This window comes from Mesorhizobium sp. WSM4847 (assembly GCF_055811335.1).
This window is the reverse complement of the sequence record NZ_JBVVPY010000002.1, coordinates 22,777-43,136: the sequence shown is the minus strand read 5'-3', so window position 1 is coordinate 43,136 and position 20,360 is coordinate 22,777. Positions and strand designations below refer to the sequence as shown.

The 20,360-nt window shown below is 61.5% G+C and carries 13 protein-coding genes and 1 pseudogene; 6 read left to right on the top strand and 8 right to left on the bottom strand.

Annotated features, from left to right (window positions below; genetic code table 11):
• Positions 1-308 precede the first annotated feature (308 nt).
• Complete coding sequence (locus tag AC0L28_RS02885) at positions 309-2,033, bottom strand: hypothetical protein (RefSeq protein ID WP_473475457.1); 1,725 nt, start codon at positions 2,031-2,033, stop codon at positions 309-311.
• Positions 2,034-2,793: 760 nt separating this feature from the next.
• Between AC0L28_RS02885 and AC0L28_RS02880 the strand changes: the two genes are divergently transcribed.
• Positions 2,794-3,969 (top strand): class I SAM-dependent methyltransferase, encoded by a 1,176-nt coding sequence (locus AC0L28_RS02880; RefSeq protein ID WP_473475455.1) that lies wholly within the window; start codon positions 2,794-2,796, stop codon positions 3,967-3,969.
• On the top strand, positions 3,966-4,154 hold the full coding sequence (locus AC0L28_RS02875) for a hypothetical protein (protein ID WP_473475453.1): 189 nt from the start codon (positions 3,966-3,968) through the stop codon (positions 4,152-4,154). Before AC0L28_RS02880 ends, AC0L28_RS02875 begins: the two co-directional genes overlap by 4 nt.
• A 204-nt stretch (positions 4,155-4,358) precedes the next feature.
• Here AC0L28_RS02875 and AC0L28_RS02870 read toward each other — a convergent pair.
• The 3 genes and pseudogenes from AC0L28_RS02870 to AC0L28_RS02860 all read right to left on the bottom strand — a co-directional run.
• Positions 4,359-4,688, bottom strand: a pseudogene (locus AC0L28_RS02870) (NAD(P)-binding domain-containing protein); the annotation flags it as partial.
• 508 nt (positions 4,689-5,196) lie between these two features.
• On the bottom strand, positions 5,197-5,838 hold the full coding sequence (locus AC0L28_RS02865; RefSeq protein WP_128247243.1) for a hypothetical protein: 642 nt from the start codon (positions 5,836-5,838) through the stop codon (positions 5,197-5,199).
• 96 nt (positions 5,839-5,934) lie between these two features.
• Positions 5,935-6,354: a helix-turn-helix domain-containing protein gene (locus AC0L28_RS02860; RefSeq protein WP_128169604.1), complete on the bottom strand. Its 420-nt coding sequence runs from the start codon at positions 6,352-6,354 to the stop codon at positions 5,935-5,937.
• A gap of 194 nt (positions 6,355-6,548) precedes the next feature.
• Between AC0L28_RS02860 and AC0L28_RS02855 the strand changes: the two genes are divergently transcribed.
• From AC0L28_RS02855 to AC0L28_RS02840, 4 genes are read left to right on the top strand one after another with little or no spacing between them, the layout of a single operon-like run.
• On the top strand, positions 6,549-7,208 hold the full coding sequence (locus tag AC0L28_RS02855) for a L,D-transpeptidase (protein ID WP_473475451.1): 660 nt from the start codon (positions 6,549-6,551) through the stop codon (positions 7,206-7,208).
• Between the two features lie 10 nt (positions 7,209-7,218).
• On the top strand, positions 7,219-7,731 hold the full coding sequence (locus AC0L28_RS02850; protein ID WP_473475449.1) for an OmpA family protein: 513 nt from the start codon (positions 7,219-7,221) through the stop codon (positions 7,729-7,731).
• Positions 7,712-8,614, top strand: a complete 903-nt coding sequence (locus tag AC0L28_RS02845; RefSeq protein ID WP_473475447.1) for a class I SAM-dependent methyltransferase — start codon at positions 7,712-7,714, stop codon at positions 8,612-8,614. The genes AC0L28_RS02850 and AC0L28_RS02845 overlap by 20 nt, the downstream gene beginning before the upstream one ends.
• Positions 8,611-8,799 carry a hypothetical protein gene (locus AC0L28_RS02840; protein ID WP_473475446.1) on the top strand — a complete coding sequence of 63 codons (189 nt, stop codon included), beginning with the start codon at positions 8,611-8,613 and terminating at the stop codon, positions 8,797-8,799. Before AC0L28_RS02845 ends, AC0L28_RS02840 begins: the two co-directional genes overlap by 4 nt.
• A gap of 344 nt (positions 8,800-9,143) precedes the next feature.
• Here AC0L28_RS02840 and AC0L28_RS02835 read toward each other — a convergent pair whose 3' ends face one another.
• The 4 genes from AC0L28_RS02835 to AC0L28_RS02820 form a co-directional block, all read right to left on the bottom strand.
• Entirely contained in the window at positions 9,144-10,793 is a 1,650-nt protein-coding gene (locus AC0L28_RS02835) for an ABC transporter substrate-binding protein (RefSeq protein WP_473475444.1), read from the bottom strand.
• A gap of 30 nt (positions 10,794-10,823) precedes the next feature.
• Complete coding sequence (locus tag AC0L28_RS02830) at positions 10,824-14,195, bottom strand: adenylate/guanylate cyclase domain-containing protein (RefSeq protein ID WP_473475442.1); 3,372 nt, start codon at positions 14,193-14,195, stop codon at positions 10,824-10,826.
• 584 nt (positions 14,196-14,779) lie between these two features.
• The gene (locus AC0L28_RS02825; RefSeq protein ID WP_473475440.1) at positions 14,780-18,058 is read right to left on the bottom strand and encodes an AAA family ATPase; all 3,279 of its coding nucleotides are present in this window, start codon (positions 18,056-18,058) and stop codon (positions 14,780-14,782) included.
• A gap of 410 nt (positions 18,059-18,468) precedes the next feature.
• Positions 18,469-20,199, bottom strand: a complete 1,731-nt coding sequence (locus AC0L28_RS02820; protein ID WP_473475438.1) for an adenylate/guanylate cyclase domain-containing protein — start codon at positions 20,197-20,199, stop codon at positions 18,469-18,471.
• Positions 20,200-20,360: the final 161 nt, after the last annotated feature.

Genomic DNA, 20,360 nt, shown 5'->3' with positions numbered 1-20,360 from the left:
TTGTGGTCGTCGGCCCTGCGCCTCATTCAGGTCGTTGAGATCAGTTTTGCCGTTTCCTGAAAGCAGACATAGCCAACGACCACGCTGGAGATCATGGTTGCGCCAGTAACCAACGATCCCGCCATCGCGGACAAGGGCTGAATCAAACCATTGACGTTCCTCTGCGCTGAGATTCTGCCTCTGAGCGGCGGCACACTCTTCCAAAAAAGCAGGATGTTTCGAAGCACGATCAATCGCTTGAACGATTAGGCCGAAATAGCGGAATCCGCATGCAATAAATTTGCGAGGTTCTCGTCCCGTGTCGTCGATCAATCCCGGCGCGGTTCGTAAGGCCTGGCGGCCCGTTGAGCGACGCGCTCGCGGTACCTCGCGTCGGTACCACTTCGGTTTTCCGGCTTGGTAAGCGTTTCGACAGGCTTCCCGAGGACGACCAGCAGCGTGTCCCATTCTTCCTGGCCGAGCGTCTTGTAGCGGTACTCCAGACCCGGCGAAGCCAGGAGTTGCTCGATCTCAAGCCGCGCGAAAGAGGCCGCAGGGCCAATGCGGCGAAAGCCGCTTCGCACGGCATCGGTGGCCGCGGTCAGGTCGCTGAAGCCATACTTGCCCGGATCGTAGACGGAGTACTCACGCAGCAGCCGCAACAGGTCGGGCACGGCATCGACGCCGCGCTCGCCCTGGCGCTTGATCAGGCCGGTGGCAAAGCGGCTGACCGCCGGATCGGCGAGAATTGCGCGCTCTTCCGGCAGAGGATCGGCGTATGCACCTACAGGGAGGCCGGCCAGGGCATTGATCCAGTGGCGCGCCTCCTTCTTGTCGGTGGCCGCGAGGTAGCGGCGGGCGGCGAGCCGCCGCAGATCGGCGGAGTCGCCATCGACCTGTTTGATGATCGCCCACAGCCCGTCTGAGGATCGCACCCGCGGGTCCTCCAAGATGCGAACCAGCAGACCCCGGTCGCTCTGGCCGAGCGGCTGGTCGTTCGCGCGGAACGAGTCCATCCACTGATTGGCGAGCGCGAACGCGGGATCGCTCACCGGCTTACGCGGATCGTCGAGCGCTCTGGCAAGTTCCTCGCGCGTTCTCGTTTTCACCGCTTCGATATCCACGCCGCGCGAAACGCTGGTGTGGTCGAGTAGCAGCCGGTTGACCGGAACCTCGGCGTACATCCTTCCGTCACCGAGCCGCCGACGCGCCCAGCCGAACCGGAAGTTCTCGATCCCGCCCGAGGTCCCGATCAGCAACGGCGCCGCCGGGGCAAAGATCGACAGGATCGACTGCCGCAGCAGCACCTGTTCACCGGCGTCGGTGATGGTGAGCGCCTTGCGGTGGGGTGCGGAGGGTTCGAGCGACCAATCCACCCGTCCCGACCGGGGCTTGGAATCGGGCACGGCAGGGCCGTCCTCGATCGCGATGGTGAAGCCGGGTTCGGGGGCGTCGTCGCTTTGCAGCAGCGCCTTGCCCTCTGACATCATCAGGTTCCATTCGGCTTCCAGCGCGCGCTGAGGGGCGAGTGGATCGGAGGCATCGTAGCGCCGCTCTTCCAGCAGGCCATGCCCGATAACGGTGCTTCGTTTGCCGGGCGTCGAGTCCGGCACGACGCGATAAGTATTGGAATGACCGCGAAGTGTCTGGACGCGGACCGAAGTGACGCCCGGGGTCTTGAGCAAGGCCGCGCACAATGCATCGCAACGGCCCTCGAACGGGCGGGCGAGGAGAATGTCGCCCTTGAGCGCAATCGGTGCGCTCGACTGAATGTCCGGCTCCTTCAGGCTGACCAGCATGTCCCTCGCCCAGGTGAGGCCTGGCTGGGGGATGGTCCAGAACAGTGCCAGCGTCGCGGCGCCCGACATGACGTTCAGAGGAACGCCTGAAAGGAAAAGCCCGAGCAGCAAGCGGAACAACGCGAAGGCGACGCCATACATGAAGGCCGTTGGCATCGACGCGAGGATGAGCCCCGGGATGATCAGGAAACTGCCGATGATGACCAGCCATGGCATTGTCAGTGCCACGAACGCGCCGACGCCGGTGATGATCAAGTAAGTCTTCAACCACATGCGCGGAACCTTACCCCGCAGGACTCAAAAAAATGATAAAGCCACTGTTCTCGGGTCGGTGCCGTTTTTGGGGATCCGCCCGTTGACGAATCTCGTTACGCTCACCTCAAAAAGCTGTCGATCGTCCGCCTTTGGAGGCTCTGGCGCCTCCATCAGATGACCGACTCGGTGAAGGTTTTTCGATGCGGGCGCGCAACGCAGACATCGGCCCGCGTTGGAAAACCTCCCAAGCATCGATCAGGCGATCTGGCCTTCTTCCGTGACCTGGCCGGCCTTCGCGCTAGGCTGACACCTTCGCCGCCTGGCTCGCGCCGCTACGCAAATCCGAATGGGTCGGAGATAGTTGCGCTGCGTCTCCCGTGAGAAACGCCACATGTTCATGTCGCCGATCAACCGCTGGCGCAAAGGGCTGATGGGTGTGCATCGAGAGCGGGATGGGTCATGGTCAGGCTCCTTGTTGAAGAAGCCCGCCATGCTCTGCCGCCGCCGAATGACGCTCAATGCGGGCGCGACGACCGGTCCCTGATCTCTACCTCAACCGCAGGCGCCCTCCCGCCTAGCGGGTTCGTTCTCCGACCCGAAGCAGAGTCTCACACGCGACGGCGGCATGGCTGCTTTGCGCCGCATGTCTGCCCTTGAGGCGATCTTTGCGATTGCCGGATAGCAGACGCTGCCGGCGACCACCTTGGACATCTTATTGCGCCAGGGCAGATATTTCCGATCGCGGGGCAGGCGGCCCCGGATGGGTCGCTACTTCGGCATTGGGAGGAGACTTCTGAAGTCCGATCCCTCTCCGCCCCAGATCGGTATTGATGTACCGACACCGGGCAGTCATACTTACGGGGTAAGTCACGAGAAACGAGCCACAATGCGTCTGCTGCCAAATCTGCTCTCCCGTTTTGTAAAAAACGGGCGCCTGACTGTCATATTCGAGGACGGTTTCAGGCAAGCCTTCGGCAGTGGACAGGATGGGCCCGACGTGACGATCCGCCTAACCGACAAAGCGGTCGAACGCGAGATCTTCTTCAATCCGGAACTGAAGGCGGCCGAAGCCTACATGGATGGCCGCTTGGTGATCGAGAACGGTGGCAAAGCATTTGACCTCTTGTCACTTTTTTCTGTCAACCGCACTGGGTTGGCAGCCCACCCCGTTCAGAAGGCGTTGCGGAAAGTCTGGCGTGCGTTGCGCCGGCGCCAGCAGAACAACAAGCTCGGTCTCGCCGCCAAAAACGTTCAGCATCACTACGACATCCCGACGAAATTTTATGAGCTATGGCTCGACGAGACAATGACCTATTCGTGCGCCTATTACACGGCACCGGACAGCAGTCTGCAGCAAGCGCAGATGGACAAGCATCGCCACATTGCCGCGAAGCTCAAGCTAGAGCCAGGCATGCATGTGATGGAAATCGGCTCAGGCTGGGGCGCTCTCGCCATCTATCTTGCCAAGTATTGCGACGTGAAGGTCACGGCGATCAACGTTTCGACGGAGCAATTGGCGGCGTCTCGGCTTCGAGCGATCGAGGCCGGGGTCGCTCATCAGATCGATTTTCGCGAGGTCGACTATCGCGAGGTCAGCGGACAGTTCGACCGTGTTGTCTCGATCGGAATGATGGAGCACGTGGGCGTCGTTCATTTCGACAGCTATTTCACGACCATTGGTAGATTGTTGAAGGAGGGCGGCTTCGCATTGGTTCATGCGATCGGACGCATGTCACCGCCTGGTACGACGGCGCCGTTCATCCGCAAGTATATCTTTCCAGGTGGGTATGTGCCGGCTTTGTCAGAGGTGTTTGCCTCGTTGGAGCGCACGGGGATCTGGTGCGCCGACTGCGAAAATTTGCGGCTGCACTATTACTGGACGATCCACGATTGGCGTCTCGGTTTGAGGCCCGGCGCGAGGAGGCAGTCGCCATGATGGGCGAACGCTTCTGCCGTATGTGGGATTTCTATCTGGCGTCGGCCGAACTCGGCTTCCTAAACGGTTCAAATTTTGTCTTCCAGATACTGATCTCGGCTCGCCGTGACGATGTCCCAATCATCCGCGATTATATTGTCGAAGATGAGCGACGCCTACTGACCTCGATGCAGACGAGTGCGTAGTTTCGCTATCCAGACCGTGGGCCCGGTCCGCTGGTTAGCTCGCCCTGCAGGATGACATCATCCCGCCGTCAATCTTCGTCCGACGGAAGCGCCAGTGCAATCGACAAGTCCGAAGATCAAAGCGGTCGGCCACGAATGACAGCTTTGCGCCTAACTCCGGCCGTTGAGCAATCTCTCGCCAGTGCACAAAAGCTGCCGGTCCGCTCAGATCGCCGCTCCTCCGTGATTGGGAGGTGTCCGCCCACTGGTTCGCCCCGAAAGGGGCGCTACGTTCCCGTGAACGCTCCACATCCGCTTTCTCAGTCCCTTTTTCTTATGACTTCGATAAGCCTGGCGAGGTTGTCGGCTCCGTGACCTTCTCTTATGGCGTCTTCTGTCAGGCGCGGCCTCATATCCAGAAACGCACACCAGGATCCGCGGACTGGCACCAACCGCGCTGGCGAGGGTCTCTGCGCGAAGCGCTCCCGCCTCCACCAGGGCATCGGCCTTACTTGCAGTCCGATTCCAAACAGTTAGGGCATGGCCCTGGGAAAGGAGTGCGGAGCAAGCGCAGACCCCATGGGTCCAAGTCCGATTAAGGTGATGTCGCTCATGAGTAGCCCTTCTTGAGGTTGCTAACCAAGGTCGTCCGAGGGTCGCGCGCGGCCTACGGTACGCAACTTACATTCTGTCGTATTGCGGGGTTCTGCCGCCGATCGGAGACTCGGTGCGGGCGTGTGAGCGCCACCTTGTCCAGAAGCTGTCAGCTCCCACTGCCCGGCCCCTTTGGCTTTGCGCCTATGTGCCCGCAACCTGACCCTGAGAGCTGCCTATTCAATCCGCGTGGGATTGCGGACAGTCGACGTTCTGCGCTTAGCCTTCACAAACCAGCCGTAACCTCCTGTCAAGGTCATGAAAGAGTTGGCTTAGCCGCGTAGTGCCGCGGGGCTGCGGTGGGCCCGGCTTTCAAAGCGGTCATTGTGTTGCCGGCCAGTTGAAGTGGCCTGCGATAGGCGACAAAGCCCGGATGCGCTGTATCACCCCGACTGCATTGACCTCCCGCTCAAAGAACGCTCTTTTCAGGGCCATAAGCTTTGGCGAGACGGACCATGCCTTTCGTTCGAAGGCGTTGGTACCAATAGAATAGTATCATCAAGCCGGTTGTTGTGCCGGCACCAAGGCACAGTGCAGGCGCCAACGCTGATCCGACATATAGTGCTAGAAGGGTCACGCCCGCCGCCGCGACAATGGCATTTACGAAAGCGATCATCGTCGCGGCTGTGGTCAGATGCGCCAGGAGCGGCCCGGCACGCAGCGACGGTTCGGCGTCGTTTTCTGGCCAACGCCCGAACTCTTTGGAAAACTGAAAAGCAGCATCCTCCCCCAGAGTTCGGTAGTAGGCCCTGATCCGGGCGATGCCGATATGGGCCTGCATGTTCTCGGCGGCTATATCGATCAACCTTAAGACGGTGAAGCTACCCAGCAAAAAGAGCGATGGCAGCACGGCTAGGAGAAACGGCTGAAGGAATTCAGGCGACTGCGCGACAAAGCCCGTCGCCACTAGAGCGCTCGATAGAGACATGATGTAGATGGTCGTTCGCGACGCCATTTCGCTGATGGTTGCGCTGATCGCCGATTGCTGCACGAAATGCTCTGTCGTGAGGGCCGCGAGAAGCGCGGTGTGGGGTGTTGTCATGTCGGCCATTTTATATCTCCTGTGGTGAGCATGCCGCCGCTGGCGCATCCTGAGCGACAGAGCCGTCGACACAGGCTGCATGCGCCTACGCGATTGTGCAGATGTTCAAAGAGTGTTCATCAACTTGGCAATTCCGTTTAAATGGCGCCGGAATTCGGCTTGCCCGATGCCTGTATAACGCCGGAAATCGCGGCTCGCATGGGCTTGATCGAAATAGCCTTGCATGGCGGCCAATTGCGCCAGTCCGCCGGCGGGCGCGTCGGCCAGCAGAGCCCCAACTAGTCGATAATAGCGCATGACGCCCGCGTATCGTTTTGGTGAAAGGCCCACGAGGTTTCGGAACAGTCGATAGAGCGAAGAATAGGACAGCCCCAGCGCGGCCGCGGCAGTAGCAACGCCCTGGTTTGGATCGGCATCTATGAGGCGCACGGCTTCCGCAAGATTTTGAATCTGCTGGTGGGCATTGCTCACACGTCCGGATAGGGCAATGTCGCAACTACGCTCGGTCCCAAACAGTCGCGCCAATTTGGTTAAGGTCCTGGATGGGGTTTAGGTTAGACGTTCGTCCTCGGCAAGATTGTCACAATTCGGTCACTCGCCGCCAAATTGCCGAATGTCCGGACACGGCGGACTGAAGCAACGCAGAATTTTCCACTTTGAGGCGAAGTAATTCTCAACTATGGTCCGCCAAGCTTTTGGCATGGGGGGGAATATTGCCGATGGTTTTATCACGCAGGGGTGTCGTGCTCAGCGGCCTGGCGCTGGTCGCGGTGGGTGCAACCAGCAATATTGCTCAAGCCGCGGCGGCAAAATCCTTTTTCGCCGGTACCGCCAGCGACAACAATTTTGTCTATCGCAAGACCAACTTCGCCAAGATCGACAAGAGATGGCATCGCCAGATCGTCAAGTATTTCAGCAGCGAGCCGGTCGGCACCGTCGTGGTCGATACCCGCCACCACTTCCTCTACGTCATCATGGAAAACAAGACCGCCATCCGCTACGGCGTCGGCGTCGGCAAGGACGGCTTCAAATGGTACGGCCGCGCGACGATCGACCGCCGCGCGCTGTGGCCGCAATGGGTCCCGCCCCCCGAAATGCGTAAGCGCAAGCCGGACCTACCGCACATGGTCGCAGGCGGCGCGTCCAACAATCCGCTCGGGCCGCGCGCGCTCTATCTGCACCGCAACGGCGCCGACACCGGCTACCGCCTGCATGGCACGCTGGAGCCATGGAGCATCGGCACGGACGCTTCCAGCGGCTGCATCCGCATGTTCCCGGAAGACATCATCGACCTCTACCAGCGCTGCCCGATCGGCACCGCGGTGCAGGTCCTGCCGCACATCGCCGACCAGGCGCCCGCTTCCACCACTGTCGAATGATTGGCGCCTCATGAACCGCATGATTGAGAACACGCGCGGGCTGCTCGCCGCCGGCCTGCTGGTGCTGGCCGCATCCTGCTCGACCAGCAACACGCTGGCCCCTTCCACGCCCGACATCACCAACACCGAGGTTGCCGGCTTTCAGAACGTGCAGCTGGGCAGCGAGGAGGATTTTATCCTCAATGTCGGCCGCCGCACCTATTTCACGCAAGGTTCGGCCGCGCTCGATTCTGTCGCCAAGGCCACCCTCGACACCCAGATCGCCTGGTTAGCAAAGCATCCGCGCTGGCTGCTCAAGCTGCAGGGTTTCGCCGACGATCCCGGCGCAAGTGAAACGGCGCTGTCGCAGCAGCGCGCCGATGCGGTGATGGACTACCTCGCCGCCGGCGGCATAGACCGCAACCGCATGTGGGCCAAGGGCTACGGCAAGGACAGGCTCGTCCGCGACTGCCCCGACACCGCCTGCAGGTCGCAGAACCGCCGCGTTGTGTCTAATTTGCGCGATGAGAGGGACGAGCCGTAGGGGCTGCTGTTCTGCTTGTCACGGAAGCAGAGTCTCACACGCGACGGCGGCATGGCTGCTTTGCGCCGCATGTCCGCCCTTGAGGCGATCTTTGCGATTGCCGGATAGCAGACGCTGCCGGCGACCACCTTGGACATCCAGGGCAGACATTTCCGATCGCGGGGCAGGCGGCCCCGGTCTCGCCGCAAAAAACGTTCAGCATCACTACGACATCCCGACGAAATTTTATGAGCTATGGCAGCTCGACGAGACAATGACCTATTCGTGCGCCTATTATACGGCACCGGACAACAATCTGCTGCAAGCGCAGATGGACAAGCATCGCCACATTGCCGCGAAGCTCAAGCTAGAGCCGGGCATGCATGTGATGGAAATCGGCTCAGGCTGGGGCACTCTCGCCATCTATCTCGCCAAGTATTGCGACGTGAAGGTCACGGCGATCAACGTTTCGACGGAGCAATTGGCGGCGTCTCGGCTTCGAGCGATCGAGGCCGGGGTCGCTCATCAGATCGATTTTCGCGAGGTCGACTATCGCGAGGTCAGCGGACAGTTCGACCGTGTTGTCTCGATCGGAATGATGGAGCACGTGGGCGTCGTTCATTTCGACAGCTATTTCACGACCATTGGTAGATTGTTGAAGGAGGGCGGCTTCGCATTGGTTCATGCGATCGGACGCATGTCACCGCCTGGTACGACGGCGCCGTTCATCCGCAAGTATATCTTTCCAGGTGGGTATGTGCCGGCTTTGTCAGAGGTGTTTGCCTCGTTGGAGCGCACGGGGATCTGGTGCGCCGACTGCGAAAATTTGCGGCTGCACTATTACTGGACGATCCACGATTGGCGTCTCGGTTTGAGGCCCGGCGCGAGGAGGCAGTCGCCATGATGGGCGAACGCTTCTGCCGTATGTGGGATTTCTATCTGGCGTCGGCCGAACTCGGCTTCCTAAACGGTTCAAATTTTGTCTTCCAGATACTGATCTCGGCTCGCCGTGACGATGTCCCAATCATCCGCGATTATATTGTCGAAGAAGAGCGACGCCTACTGAGCTCGATGCAGACGAGTGCGTAGTTTCGCTATCCAGACCAGTGGGCCCGGTCCGCTGGTTAGCTCGCCCTGCAGGACTCGGATGACATCATCCCGCCAGTCAATCTTCGTCCGACGGAAGCGCCAGTGCAACCAATCGACAAGTCCGAAGATCAAAGCGGTCGGCCACGAATGACGGCTTTGCGCCCCATCTCGGCCGTACAGATGAGTTTTGCCGCTTCCCGAAAGCGGACATCATGGGCAACACGCTGTAGGTCGACGTTGCGCCAGGAGCTGCCATTTGAACATGTGATTTTAAGGACTGAGTATGGCCGGAAAGCAGCCGTTGCCTCGGAAATCCGGACGAGCGCCTCCCAGTTCCTCCAGGCTCAAGCATCAAGCCAAACCTTGCCGAAGTCGTGCTCGAAGGTCGGATGCATGCCGTGGTTCTTCACGGAAGCGACCGAGTGGTTGTAGAGCTTGCGCCAGAAAGGCTGGATGATGATGCCCGAATCTTGCAGGATCTTCTGGATGTCGGCCATCACCACCTTGCGCTTCTCGGCGTCCGCGATCGACAGCGCTTCGCCGATCTTGGCGTCGAGATCTGGGTTGGAGTAGGCCGCTTCGTTCCATGCCTCGCCGGTGCGATAAGCGATCGAGATGACCTGGATGCCGAGCGGACGCATGTTCCAGTTGGTCAGGGAATATGGATACTTGGTCCAGTCGTTCCAGAAGGTTGAGCCCGGAAGCACCGACCGCTTGACCTTGATGCTGGCCTGGCGGAGCTGGGCGGCGATGGCGTCGCCGGTGTTCCTGAGCCAGTCCTCATCGAGTGTGATCAGCTCGTGCTCGAAGTCGATCTGCCCGGCTTCGGTCATCAGGACCTTGGCCTTCTCGATGTCACGGGCGACCTTAGGCATCTCGGCATATTCGGGATGGATCGGGCAGACATGGTGGTTTTCGGCCGGCTCGCCGGCATTGCCATATCCGAGCTGGAGCACGACGGCATTGTCTACCGAGAGCTGCAGGGCCTGGCGGACCTTCTGGTCGTCATATGGCTTGTTGGTGACGTTGGTGCGCGCCACGATCGTGGCGGCGGTCACCACTTCCGATTTAACCAGATCGAGCGCATCGAGTATCGGCACATAGTCGGCCGTGGTCTCGTGGTTGGTGTGGACCTCGCCGGCTTCAAAGGCTGAGACCATCGCTGAAGGATTGGTGCCGTAGTCGATGAATTCGACGCCGTCGAGCATGACGTCGCCGCCCCACCAGGCGCCGTTCTCGCGGCGCTTGTAGACCACCTTCTGGCCGACGTCGAAGGAGACGAGCTCGAACGGACCGGTGCCGATCGGGTTCTGGACGAAATTGGCTCCAGTCTCGTCAAAGCTGCGGTGCACCACCAGGGCCGGATAGTCGGTCAGGTTCGGAATGAGCGCAATGTCCGGCTTGGTTAGCTTCAGCTTCACCGTAATATCGTCGACCTTCTCGATCGACCCCTCGCGCAGCTTGCCTGAAGCGTCGTCCACCAGCGTGCCGAGGCGGCCGGGCATGGAATTGCCTTCAGCCGACTTGTCGGCCCAGCGGGTGAAATTGAAAATGACGTCATCGGCGTTGAATGTGTCGCCATTGTTCCAGGTGACGCCCGGACGGACCTTCAGCGTGTATTCGGTCGCGTCGTCGTTCACCTCCCAGCTTTCCAGCAGATAGGGCTCGAAGGTGAAATCGCGCGTGTATTTGACCAGGGGCTCGAGCGTCTGACGCTGGGCGTTGGTAATTTCGGACCAGTCGGCCCTGCGCGGATCCTTTGGAGCCTTGATCGACATGGCGACTTTGATGACGCCGCCCTTCTTGGGCTCCCGCGCGGCCACCTTGGTCGGCGCGGCAAGCCCGATCATGCCGTAGGCCATCGCCGTCGACGCACCGAAGGCGGATGCGATCGCCAGAAACTCGCGGCGGTCGATCTTGCAGGCCCTGGCGTCCTTCGCCAGTTGGCGAATGTGATGGGGAACCCGGTCGCCGTTGCTTCTGTAGAGGGTCATGACTTCCTCCCATTGTGACGTTGGCTAAGATCACGACGATGCACAGCTGTCCAGAAGCGCCTTCGCATCGATCAAGTCGCGCGTGTTGAAGCCTTCCGTGAACCAGGCGTAGGTCGGCGCGAGCAGGTCGTATGCCTCTTGCCGATCGCCGCGGACGGCCCACAGGCGGGCGAGCGAGATCGACGCGCGCAACTCCAGTGATCGCGCCTGCTGTTCGCGAGCGATCTCGATGGCACGGCGATAATGCGCCTCGCTCTGTTCGGAGTCACGGGGTTTTGCCAGGAGCAGGAGATTTCCAGTGAGTCGACTAAATTCCGACTCCCAGAGGCGCGCGCCAGTAGCCTCCGCCTCGGATATTGCTGGCAGCAGCAGGCTCAGGCCCATGTCGACCTCGCTCGCCAGTTCGCACACGCATCCGAAAAGACAGAGAAAAAGGCCCTTTCCCTCGACGTCACCGAGGATTTCGTTTGGCAGCGGCGGCGGGGCGGCGGGGACGGGGGCTGGAACTTGCTGTGCGCTCTCGAGGGCCTGGATCATGGCCAACTGCAGATTGATTTTGGTGACCCAAGCCGGAGATACCTCGTGCGCCAATTGAAGCCTCGCCGCGACTACCTCCCGAGCCGCCGCGGCGTCGCGGCGAAAGTAGTGCAGCACGGTGGCATAATAGAGAGCGTGCTCCAAACTGGGCGGATGAGGCAGTTGGCGGGCCCGGACAATGGATTCTCGCGCCCGGGCCAACGCCCGGTCCGGAAAGCCAAGCATCCACAGACTGACGCCCTGCTTGGCAGCTGCGCAAACGCCGGAGTCGTGGCCGCTATAGACGAAGGCGTGCGAGAAGTGTTCTGGCCGATAGAGGAGAAGACCCTTGTCGGTGTGCTCGTACACCGAGCGCCACTTGCCGAGCGCGTGTTGCGTCGTCCAATTGACGTGGTGGGCCTCCAGCAGCAGGGACGGGTCGCCCGATTGTCGGGCGATGTCGATCAGTTTATCAGCGAGGGCGGTGGCCGTGTGCATCTGCCCCCGGGCTCGGTGGCCGGTGCACAGGCCGCGCAGCGCGGGGAAGGATTTGGATGTCTCGCTGCCCAGTTCGGCACATAGCTCGCAGGCTCGCGTATAGGCGGCGACGGCCCCGGCAGACCCATAGCCCTTGAGCGATGCCAAGGGTATGCCAAGCGCAAGCTGCAGATCGATCTCGCGATCGTCGCGGGCCCGGCTGTCGGGGAGTTGGGCGAGGAGGTCAAGGCCTTTTGAGAGGTGCGCAACGGCTTCGTTGTGGGCCGAGCGACGATTGGCGCGGAGGCCCGCCTTGTACCAGGACGACACCGCATCATCGAACAGTCCGCCCTCGGTAGCATGGTGGGCGAGAACCTCCGGTTCCGCCTCTGCTCGCTCGGAAAAGCGATCACGGAGGAGCGTGGCGATCCGGCAATGGAGTTGCTGGCGTCGGCTCTTCAGTAGCGACTCGTAGGCGGCATCCCGCACGAGTGCATGCTTGAAGGTGTAGATGGCGTCCGGAGGCTTGCCGCGACAAAAAACCAGTTCGGCATGGACAAGTTCGGCCAGAGCGGTCCTGACCTTCGGCTCGTCCATCCGTGCCGTCGCTTCAAGCAATTCGTAACTGAACTCGCGGCCGATAACAGCGCCGACTTGCGCTATCTCCTTAACCGGCGACAACCGATCAAGGCGAGCCAGAAGCGAGTCCTGCAGCGTCGAGGGGATGGCGAGCGGTGGAAGCGGACCGGTAAGCTCATAGCGCTCACCGGCTGCGCGCAGCAGACCCGATTCGAGCACCGCCTTTGTCAGTTCCTCGACGAATAGCGGCACGCCTTCGGTCTTGCGGAGAATATGCGCCTGCACTTCGCCGGGAAGCGGCCGGCCGCCAGTGAGATGGTCGATGAGTGCTGCGCTTTCGTTCAGTTGGAGATGACTGAGCGTCAGCAGCGTCACATACGGTCGGCCGGTCCAGCGTGGCGCGAACTCGGGCCGGAAGGTAACAACCAGCAGTACCGGCAACCGCTCGATCCGATCGACAATGCGATCGAACAGCTCAAGGCTGGTGGGATCGAACCAGTGAGCATCCTCGACCGTCATGAGCACCGGCTGCTTGGCCGCGAGGCCCTCAAGCTGGGCGAGCAGCGCCTGAAACGTCTTCGCCTTTTTCTGTTCCGGGGCGAGCTCGGGCACCGGGTAGCGGTCGCCTGTCGGGATCACCAAATGCTCAGCGATCAACGGGATCGCCGATTTCGGGTCAGGCTCAGCCGCGGGAAGCAATGCCTCCAGCTTGGCCAATTTCACCTCTGGCGCATCCTCGCGCTCGACGCCGGCAGCCCGACGCAGCTGGTCCAGCACCGGGAACAGAGCGCTGTTGGTGTGATAGGGCGAGCCGTCATAGCGCAGCGACAAGCATTTCTCGCGGCGGAGGTGCTCGCGCAATGCGATTGCGATGCGGGACTTGCCAATGCCCGGCTCGCCCGACAGATGCACCACCTGGCCCCTACCGTCCTTGGCCTGCCGCCAGCGGTCGAGGAGCAAGGCTACCTCCTGATCGCGGCCGACGAGCGACGTGAAGCGCATCCCGTGCAGCGCCTCGAAGCGGCCCTCGGCTCGGCTCTCGCCCATGACCAGCCATGCCTGCACCGGCTGGGCGAACCCCTTCAGATCGTGGGTGCCAAGATCAACCAGCTCGAACAGCCCGCCAAGCAGCAGCCGGGTCGTTCCGGCCACGACCACATTGCCGACTTCAGCCAGTGATTGCAGGCGTGCCGCCAGGTTCGGCGTCTCGCCGACTACCGCTTCCTCCTGCGCTGCACCTTCGCCGATCAAGTCGCCTACCACCACCAGACCCGTGGCAATGCCGACCCGCGCGCCCAGTGGCTCTTTCGCGGGTGTCGCGAGCTTGGCGACCGCGCCGGCAATGGCGAGCCCGGCCCGCACCGCCCGCTCGGCTTCGTTCTCGTGGGCCCGCGGCCAGCCGAAATAGGCCAGCACCCCGTCACCCATGAATTTCGCGACGTGGCCATCCACACGCGTGATCTCCTCGGCCACCGCGTGCTGGTACTTCCGGATCACCTCTCCCATCTCTTCGGGGTCCAGCTGACCTGACAACGCGGTCGATCCAACCAGATCCACAAACATCACCGTCAACTGGCGACGTTCAGCTTCCGGGCGAGGCGGTGGGCCGCTTACGTGCGTCGTTTCAATTCCGGCCGTTGTGGCGGGATCGCGCTTGCCAAGCTCCGCGATCGCCGCCAACACGAGCTTTCTCGGGCCCATCGGGAGGCCCAGCGCTTTGAGGTCCGCATCCGAGAGATGCGGGAGCACTTCGGGCGTGATCTCGTTCCTGGCGAAGGTTCTGCTATATTTGCCGAGCCCAAGGCTCGAGAGCCACCCGGCAATGTCCATGACACTCTCCGTGTAGTCCGAGGCAGATTAGCACCGAGCGAGCGCAGCGCGAAGCCCGGATGTGTTTGTCCGAGGCATCAATCTCATGCGGAGCTAGCGCATGCCGAGGAGTGAGATCGGGATTCCGCAGGGGACGGAACCCCTGCCGCGTCCATCGGCGCGGAGAATGAAAGCATTCTACATCCGATTGAACCGGGGAGGCGGCCTGAGGGATTGCGCTGACACAGGTAAAAAGTCAGGTCGCTCAACCCTGGGAATGTCGCGAACGGCTAAGTTCGAGCCCTTTGCGACAATACTCGGGAAGGTCTGGAACGGGTCACGTCATGACGTTACTCGCACCGACTTGAAGGTCAGCTATTGAAGATCCGAGGGCCAAAGCTGCCAGTCCGCTGTCGGCCCCCGAACGGCCGTCCGAGAGGCGCGTCATGTCTGCCCAATCGTGAAGAGCCACGCTGCTCTAAAACGAACGCAGGCGGCGACTTGAGACAGCACGCCAACAGCGGAGGGTGCTGCTCGACAGAAGCGAACAGTCGCACTCGGTCATCGTTTCGCGGGCATGGTCTTCTGGTCTCAGATTGAAGAGATCAGCGAAGAAGAGCGCTTTGTGTCTCCGCCACCCAACCGTCTGCGTCGATTTCTTTGAACAGCTTAAGAGCGCTGTGTAGCAGCCCTTTTGCTTTATCTCTGTCCGCAACCAGTTCAAATCTGCCAAAGGCAAGCATGCTTTGGGCGAGCTCGGGTCGGGACTGGATTGTCTGGAGAACGTCAACACTTCGACGGAACTGCCCGTCCGCCGATTGGCGATCTCCCCTGGCCTCGTAGGCTTGGCCGAGCGCGCGACGGGCAGCGCCAATCTCGAGCCTAGCCGTTACACGCTCCGCGAGCTCCAGCGCGCGTTCCGCCGCTTGCAGCCCGGCTGCAGCATCCCCTTCGGCGAGGTGCAATTGGCTCAAGGCGATGTGTGGATAAATCTTGCAGAAATCGTTATCTATCCGCCGTGCCACTGTCTTCATCACCGGATCCAGGAAGGCCCTTGCGTCGGCAATCCGGTTCAGCTTCAGACAGGCGATGGCTGCCCAGCCCGACGCCCACAATACAACGCTCCACCTCGCGTTCTCCCGGGCCGTGGAGAGGTTCTGCTCGACCACCTCCACCGTCCGCTGCCAGAGTCCCTTGTAAAGCAAAGGCTCTGCTTCCATCGCCAGCCACGAGCGCACCTCGACGTCCTGCGTCGACGCGGCGATCTCCCGGACCATCTCGGCGAATTGCAGAGACCGCTGCAACCGCCCGGCGCGGGCATTGTAGCAACGGCCCGCACCTGCGGCGAGCGAACCGAGCTCTTCCAGGGCCCCGACTTCCTGCAGCAGCGCCGCGGCCCGTTCGATCTTGCCGAGTGATTCTTCAAGCCGTCCGGTATTGCCGAGGAAGTTGGCATAGCGGAACGCAACTTCGGCCTGGCGCGCCGCATCCGCGAAACCTGCATGTCGTTCGGCGCTGACCAGCAACGGCTCTTCCAGCCAATCCACTCCCTTGAAGGACTGCAGCCCCGCCAGGGCCGCGGTGTCCCCGTCGGCAAACGCGATTGCCCTGTCGACCTGGTGAAGCGCTTCGGCACGTTCCTGCTTGCTCGCGTACTGCCGGCCGCTCCTGGCCCGCGCCAAGACCGTCTCGACGTAGGTTTGCCGGTGCGCCGCCGTGTCGGGAAGGCGTTCGAGAGCCTGGGTGGCGCGCCGGTAGTGCTCGGCCGCCTCCCAGCGAGCCCCGCGACTCTCGGCTTTCGCCGCCGCCAGGAGCCGACAGTTCAAGACCTCGTTCCAGGCATTTGCACTCTCGTAGTGATGCGCCAGCAATGCTGGATCGTCGGTTTCCGCCTGTGCAAGCGCAGCGGCGATGCGCGCGTGCAGTTCCTTGCGTGTATCACGCAGCAGGCTGCCATAGGCCGCGTCCTGAAGCAAAGCGTGCCTGAAGACATACGTCGCTCCCGAGACGGTTTGCCGGGAGACCAGCAGCTCGGCCTCCACCAGGGCATCCAAAGCCAGTTGCAGCGCGGCTCCATCGAGATCGCATACGCGCTCGAGCAGTCCGATGGTGAACTCGCGACCGATTGCGGCCGCGGTCTGATAGACCCGCTTTCCGGTGGCGAGCCGATCGAGCCGGGCCATCAGCATGTCCTGGAGCGATGCCGGCACGCCCCGCTCGAGCGCGCCGGCGGCGTTCGGCTGGTTCTGTGCCTCGATCAAGGTCCGGGCCATCTCTTCGAGAAACAGCGGTATTCCATCGCTCCGCTTCACGATCTCCTCGACGACGCGCTCCGGCAGCACGTCGGAGTTGGCAAGCGAATCGATCATTTTCTCGGACTCGCGCCTGGTTATGCGATTTAACGAAACCGTCGTGACATGAGGCTGATCCGACCATGCCACGCTGATTCCGGGGCGCGAGGTGACGAGCAGCAGCACTGGCAGGGTCTCTACCCTGTCGACGAGCCGGTTGAGGAACTCGAGCGTCGACGGGTCGCACCAGTGCAGGTCCTCGAAGGTGATGACCGCGGGGCCTTTGGCGCAGGAATCCTCCAAGAGGCTCATAAGCACATCAAAGGTTCGTTCCGTCTGTTGAAGCGCATCCAGGCTCGGCGGGCCTTCTCCTCCATTCGTCGGGATGGAGAGAAAAGCGGCTAGAATCGACAATTGGACCTGAGCGCTCTCGCCAGACCTGGGAAGCATCGCCGTCAGCCTTCGCAATTTTTCGCCCGGATCGAGGTCCGGGCGAATGTCGGCCGCCTGTTCAAGCTGCGTGACCAGAGGGTAAAATGCTCGGTCCGCGTGCGACGGCGAGCACTGGTAGGTCAGGCGCGCATGCGGCCGGTGCAGCAGCTTGGCTCGCACCGCCTCACAAAGGCGCGACTTGCCGATCCCTGGTTCGCCCGAAATGAGAACGACCTGGCCCTCGCCCGCCTCCGCTTGCTGAAATCGCTTCGTCAGTTGTTCCACTTCATCGCCGCGCCCGATCAGCGGCGTATGGAGCCGGCCGTGCAGCGCTTCAAAGCGTGTCTCCTTGGCGGCCTTGCCCAGGACACGTGAAGCGCGTACGGGCTCCGGAAAACCCTTCAAGAGGTGTTCGCCAAGATCGGCAGTCTCGAAGAGGTTGCCAAGTAGCTGTCGCGTGCTGGCGGCGACCACGACAGTTCCGGGTTCCGCGATGCCTTGTAGCCGCGCGGCCAGGTTCGGTGTTTCGCCGACCACGGCGCTCTCGCGCGCCGTTCCAGTGCCAGTCGGTTCGCCGACCATTACAAGACCTGTCGCGATACCGACACGAGCTGCCATAGGCCGTCCAATGGCGGTATCCAACGTCGAGACTGCCAATGTCAGTTCAAGACCCGCCTCGATGGCGCGCTCTGCATCGTCCTCATGGGCACGCGGCCAGCCGAAATAGACCAGCACGCCGTCGCCCATGAACTTGGCGATATGCCCATCCCATCGCCCCACGATTTTTGTGCAGCTCGTGTGATAGGAACGTATTACGGCGGCCACATCCTCGGGATCGAACTCGACCGAGAGAGGCGTCGAACCCACTAGGTCGCAGAACATCACCGTAAGCTGGCGGCGTTCGGGCGACACTTCTTGCGAGGGCTCAGCCGATGTGACCGGCGCAGCGGCCCCTTCGTGACGCTGCCCGATATCAGGCGCTGAAAGGCTGGCGATCGCCCTCAGAAGCCTGCGCCTATCACCTACCGCGGCAACGCCCAACTCCTTGAGATCATCGCTCGTCAGGCTGGGCAGCACGTCGGCATCAATTTTGTTGTTGGCAAACGCTTCCACGTATTCGCCAAGACCTTGGCTCTCCAGCCACTTGGCGATGTCGCGCATGGCGGGTTCCTCAACTGGACCTGGCTAAAGTCGAACGAATTGCGGGCCGATCCTAGGAGCGGCATTCTCGCTCGCGCTGTGTCGGCCATGCAAGTCAATTGTCCGTCGCCTGCCTAGCTCTGAACCGGTCCTAGCGCCCATCGGTGCGCCCGATCGCATCTCCGGAATCTGAACATTCGGGAGTTCAAGGAGCTTGGTGCCAGAGAAGGTAAGTCGAATGCCTAAAATGGCTCAAAACCGGGCCGCCTGATCCAGGAGAATGTCCGCGTTGTGCGCCTTTAACTCTCAAAGCGGACCGACGGCTTCCGGCCCCTTTGCCGTCATCGGCTTTGCGCCAAACCAGTCATTCCCGTGTTTCTCAATAGCCGCCGCTCATGCTCGACTGCCGGCGGACCAAGGTGGAAATTCACTCATTCGGGAAGACCTGCCTTCAGCAAGCCTTCACGTAGGTGCTCGGCATCGGCAGGGTATCTGTAGTGCGGCATCTCCGCCCGAATGCTGAAACCGGGCTTGCGGCGGACCACCTCCGCGGCCCGGGCGCGGGCTTCGTCGAGACGCCCAAGCTGCGCCAGGCACGCTGCTTCGCGCGCCATCATCCACGGGGACAGCTCGTGCCCGAGCTTCCGGTTTGCCGCCAAAGCTTCTTCATAGCGCCTCACGGCGTATAAGCAAAAGGCAAGGGTACCCCAGGCGAACTTGACGTAAGGATCAAGTCTGATGGCCCGGCGAGCCAGCTCGATGCCCTCTTCGGCGCGACCGGACACGCCAAACGCCGCGCTCAAGTGGACAATGCCGACCACGTCGTTGGGGTTGAGCGCCACACCATTCTCGAGATGCGATATCGCCAGATCGTACTCATCGCGGAATCTGTGGATCTGCCCGAGGAACGTGTGGCATCGGCTTTCGCGCGGTTCCAGCCGGACCGCAGTCATGGCCACTTCCAATGCCCGTTGTTTGATCGCATCTGACGCGGCGCCGTAGTTATTTTCGACCAGAAGCGACAAGGCCAGATAGGCGTGGGCCAGAGCGTATTGCGGATCAAGAGAAACGGCCTGCTCGAACAACTCGCGAGCACGACGGTTGTTTTCCATGCCGAACCCACGCAATTGCTGAATACCGCGCAGCAGACAGTCATAGGCCGGCAGGCTGTCGGTCCGCCAGTTTGACGCCATCCTGATTTCGGCGTCCTCCAGCCGGCCCACCACGGTTGCGACGACGGTATGTGTCAACTCGTCCTGAACGTCGAATAGATCCTCGATGCTGCGGTCGAAACGCTCGCTCCACAGATGATTGCCTGGAACGGCATCAATCAGCTGCGCCGTGATGCGAATCCGGCTGCCCATTTTGCGGACACTGCCCTCGACGACGTAGCGCACGCCAAGGTCGCGCGCGACCCGGCGCACGTCGACGGCTTTGTCGCGATACTGAAACGACGAGTTCCGGGCAATGACAAAAAGCGCGCGGGAGCGTGATAGTTCGGTGATGATATCCTCGGTGATGCCGTCGGAGAAATATTGCTGCTCAGGATCACCGCTCATATTCGTGAAAGGCAGGACCGCGATCGACGGCTTGTCGGGAAGCGGCAGCGCAGGCCCGGCGGGTGCCGGCGCCACACCGTTCACGATTCTGAACACGCGCACCGGATTGGAAATGTTCTTGAGTTCGACCTCTCCCATGTCGTCGAAGACATGAGTGCCCTTGCCCCGTAATTCGTCACGAACCTTGGCCGAGACGCAAATCCCGCCCGGTTCCGCCAACGCCTCCAGCCGCGCGGCTACGTTGACGCCGTCACCGTAGACGTCCGATCCCTCGCCAATGATGTCGCCAAGATTGATGCCGATGCGCAGAAGGATGCGTCTCTCCTCGCTCAAAAGCGTGTTGGCCTCGGCCATCTTCTCCTGCAGGTCCAGCGCCGCCTCGACCGCGTTCACCGCGCTGGCGAACTCCATTAGCACGCCGTCACCCATGACCTTCACGATGCGACCTTCATGGCCGCGAACTATCGGCTCCAAAAGGATCTCACGCCGCTCCTTCAGCAGTGATAGCGTTCCCGCCTCGTCCCTTTCCATAAGGCGTGAGTAGCCGACGACATCGGCAATGGCTATGGCGGCGAGGCGACGTTTGGCGCGTTCATCGGCCACTTGGATGGTGCCTTGAAGGGTAGGTTCAGCCGATGGTATTTGCGTCACGCCGCGATGTCCATTGGGCTGCGGTTAGCAGCAGCATCCCGAGTATCTACCAACTGCGACACCAACTTGGGTCATCGCCTGCTTCAGCCTGACCAATCGAAACTGGTCATCGG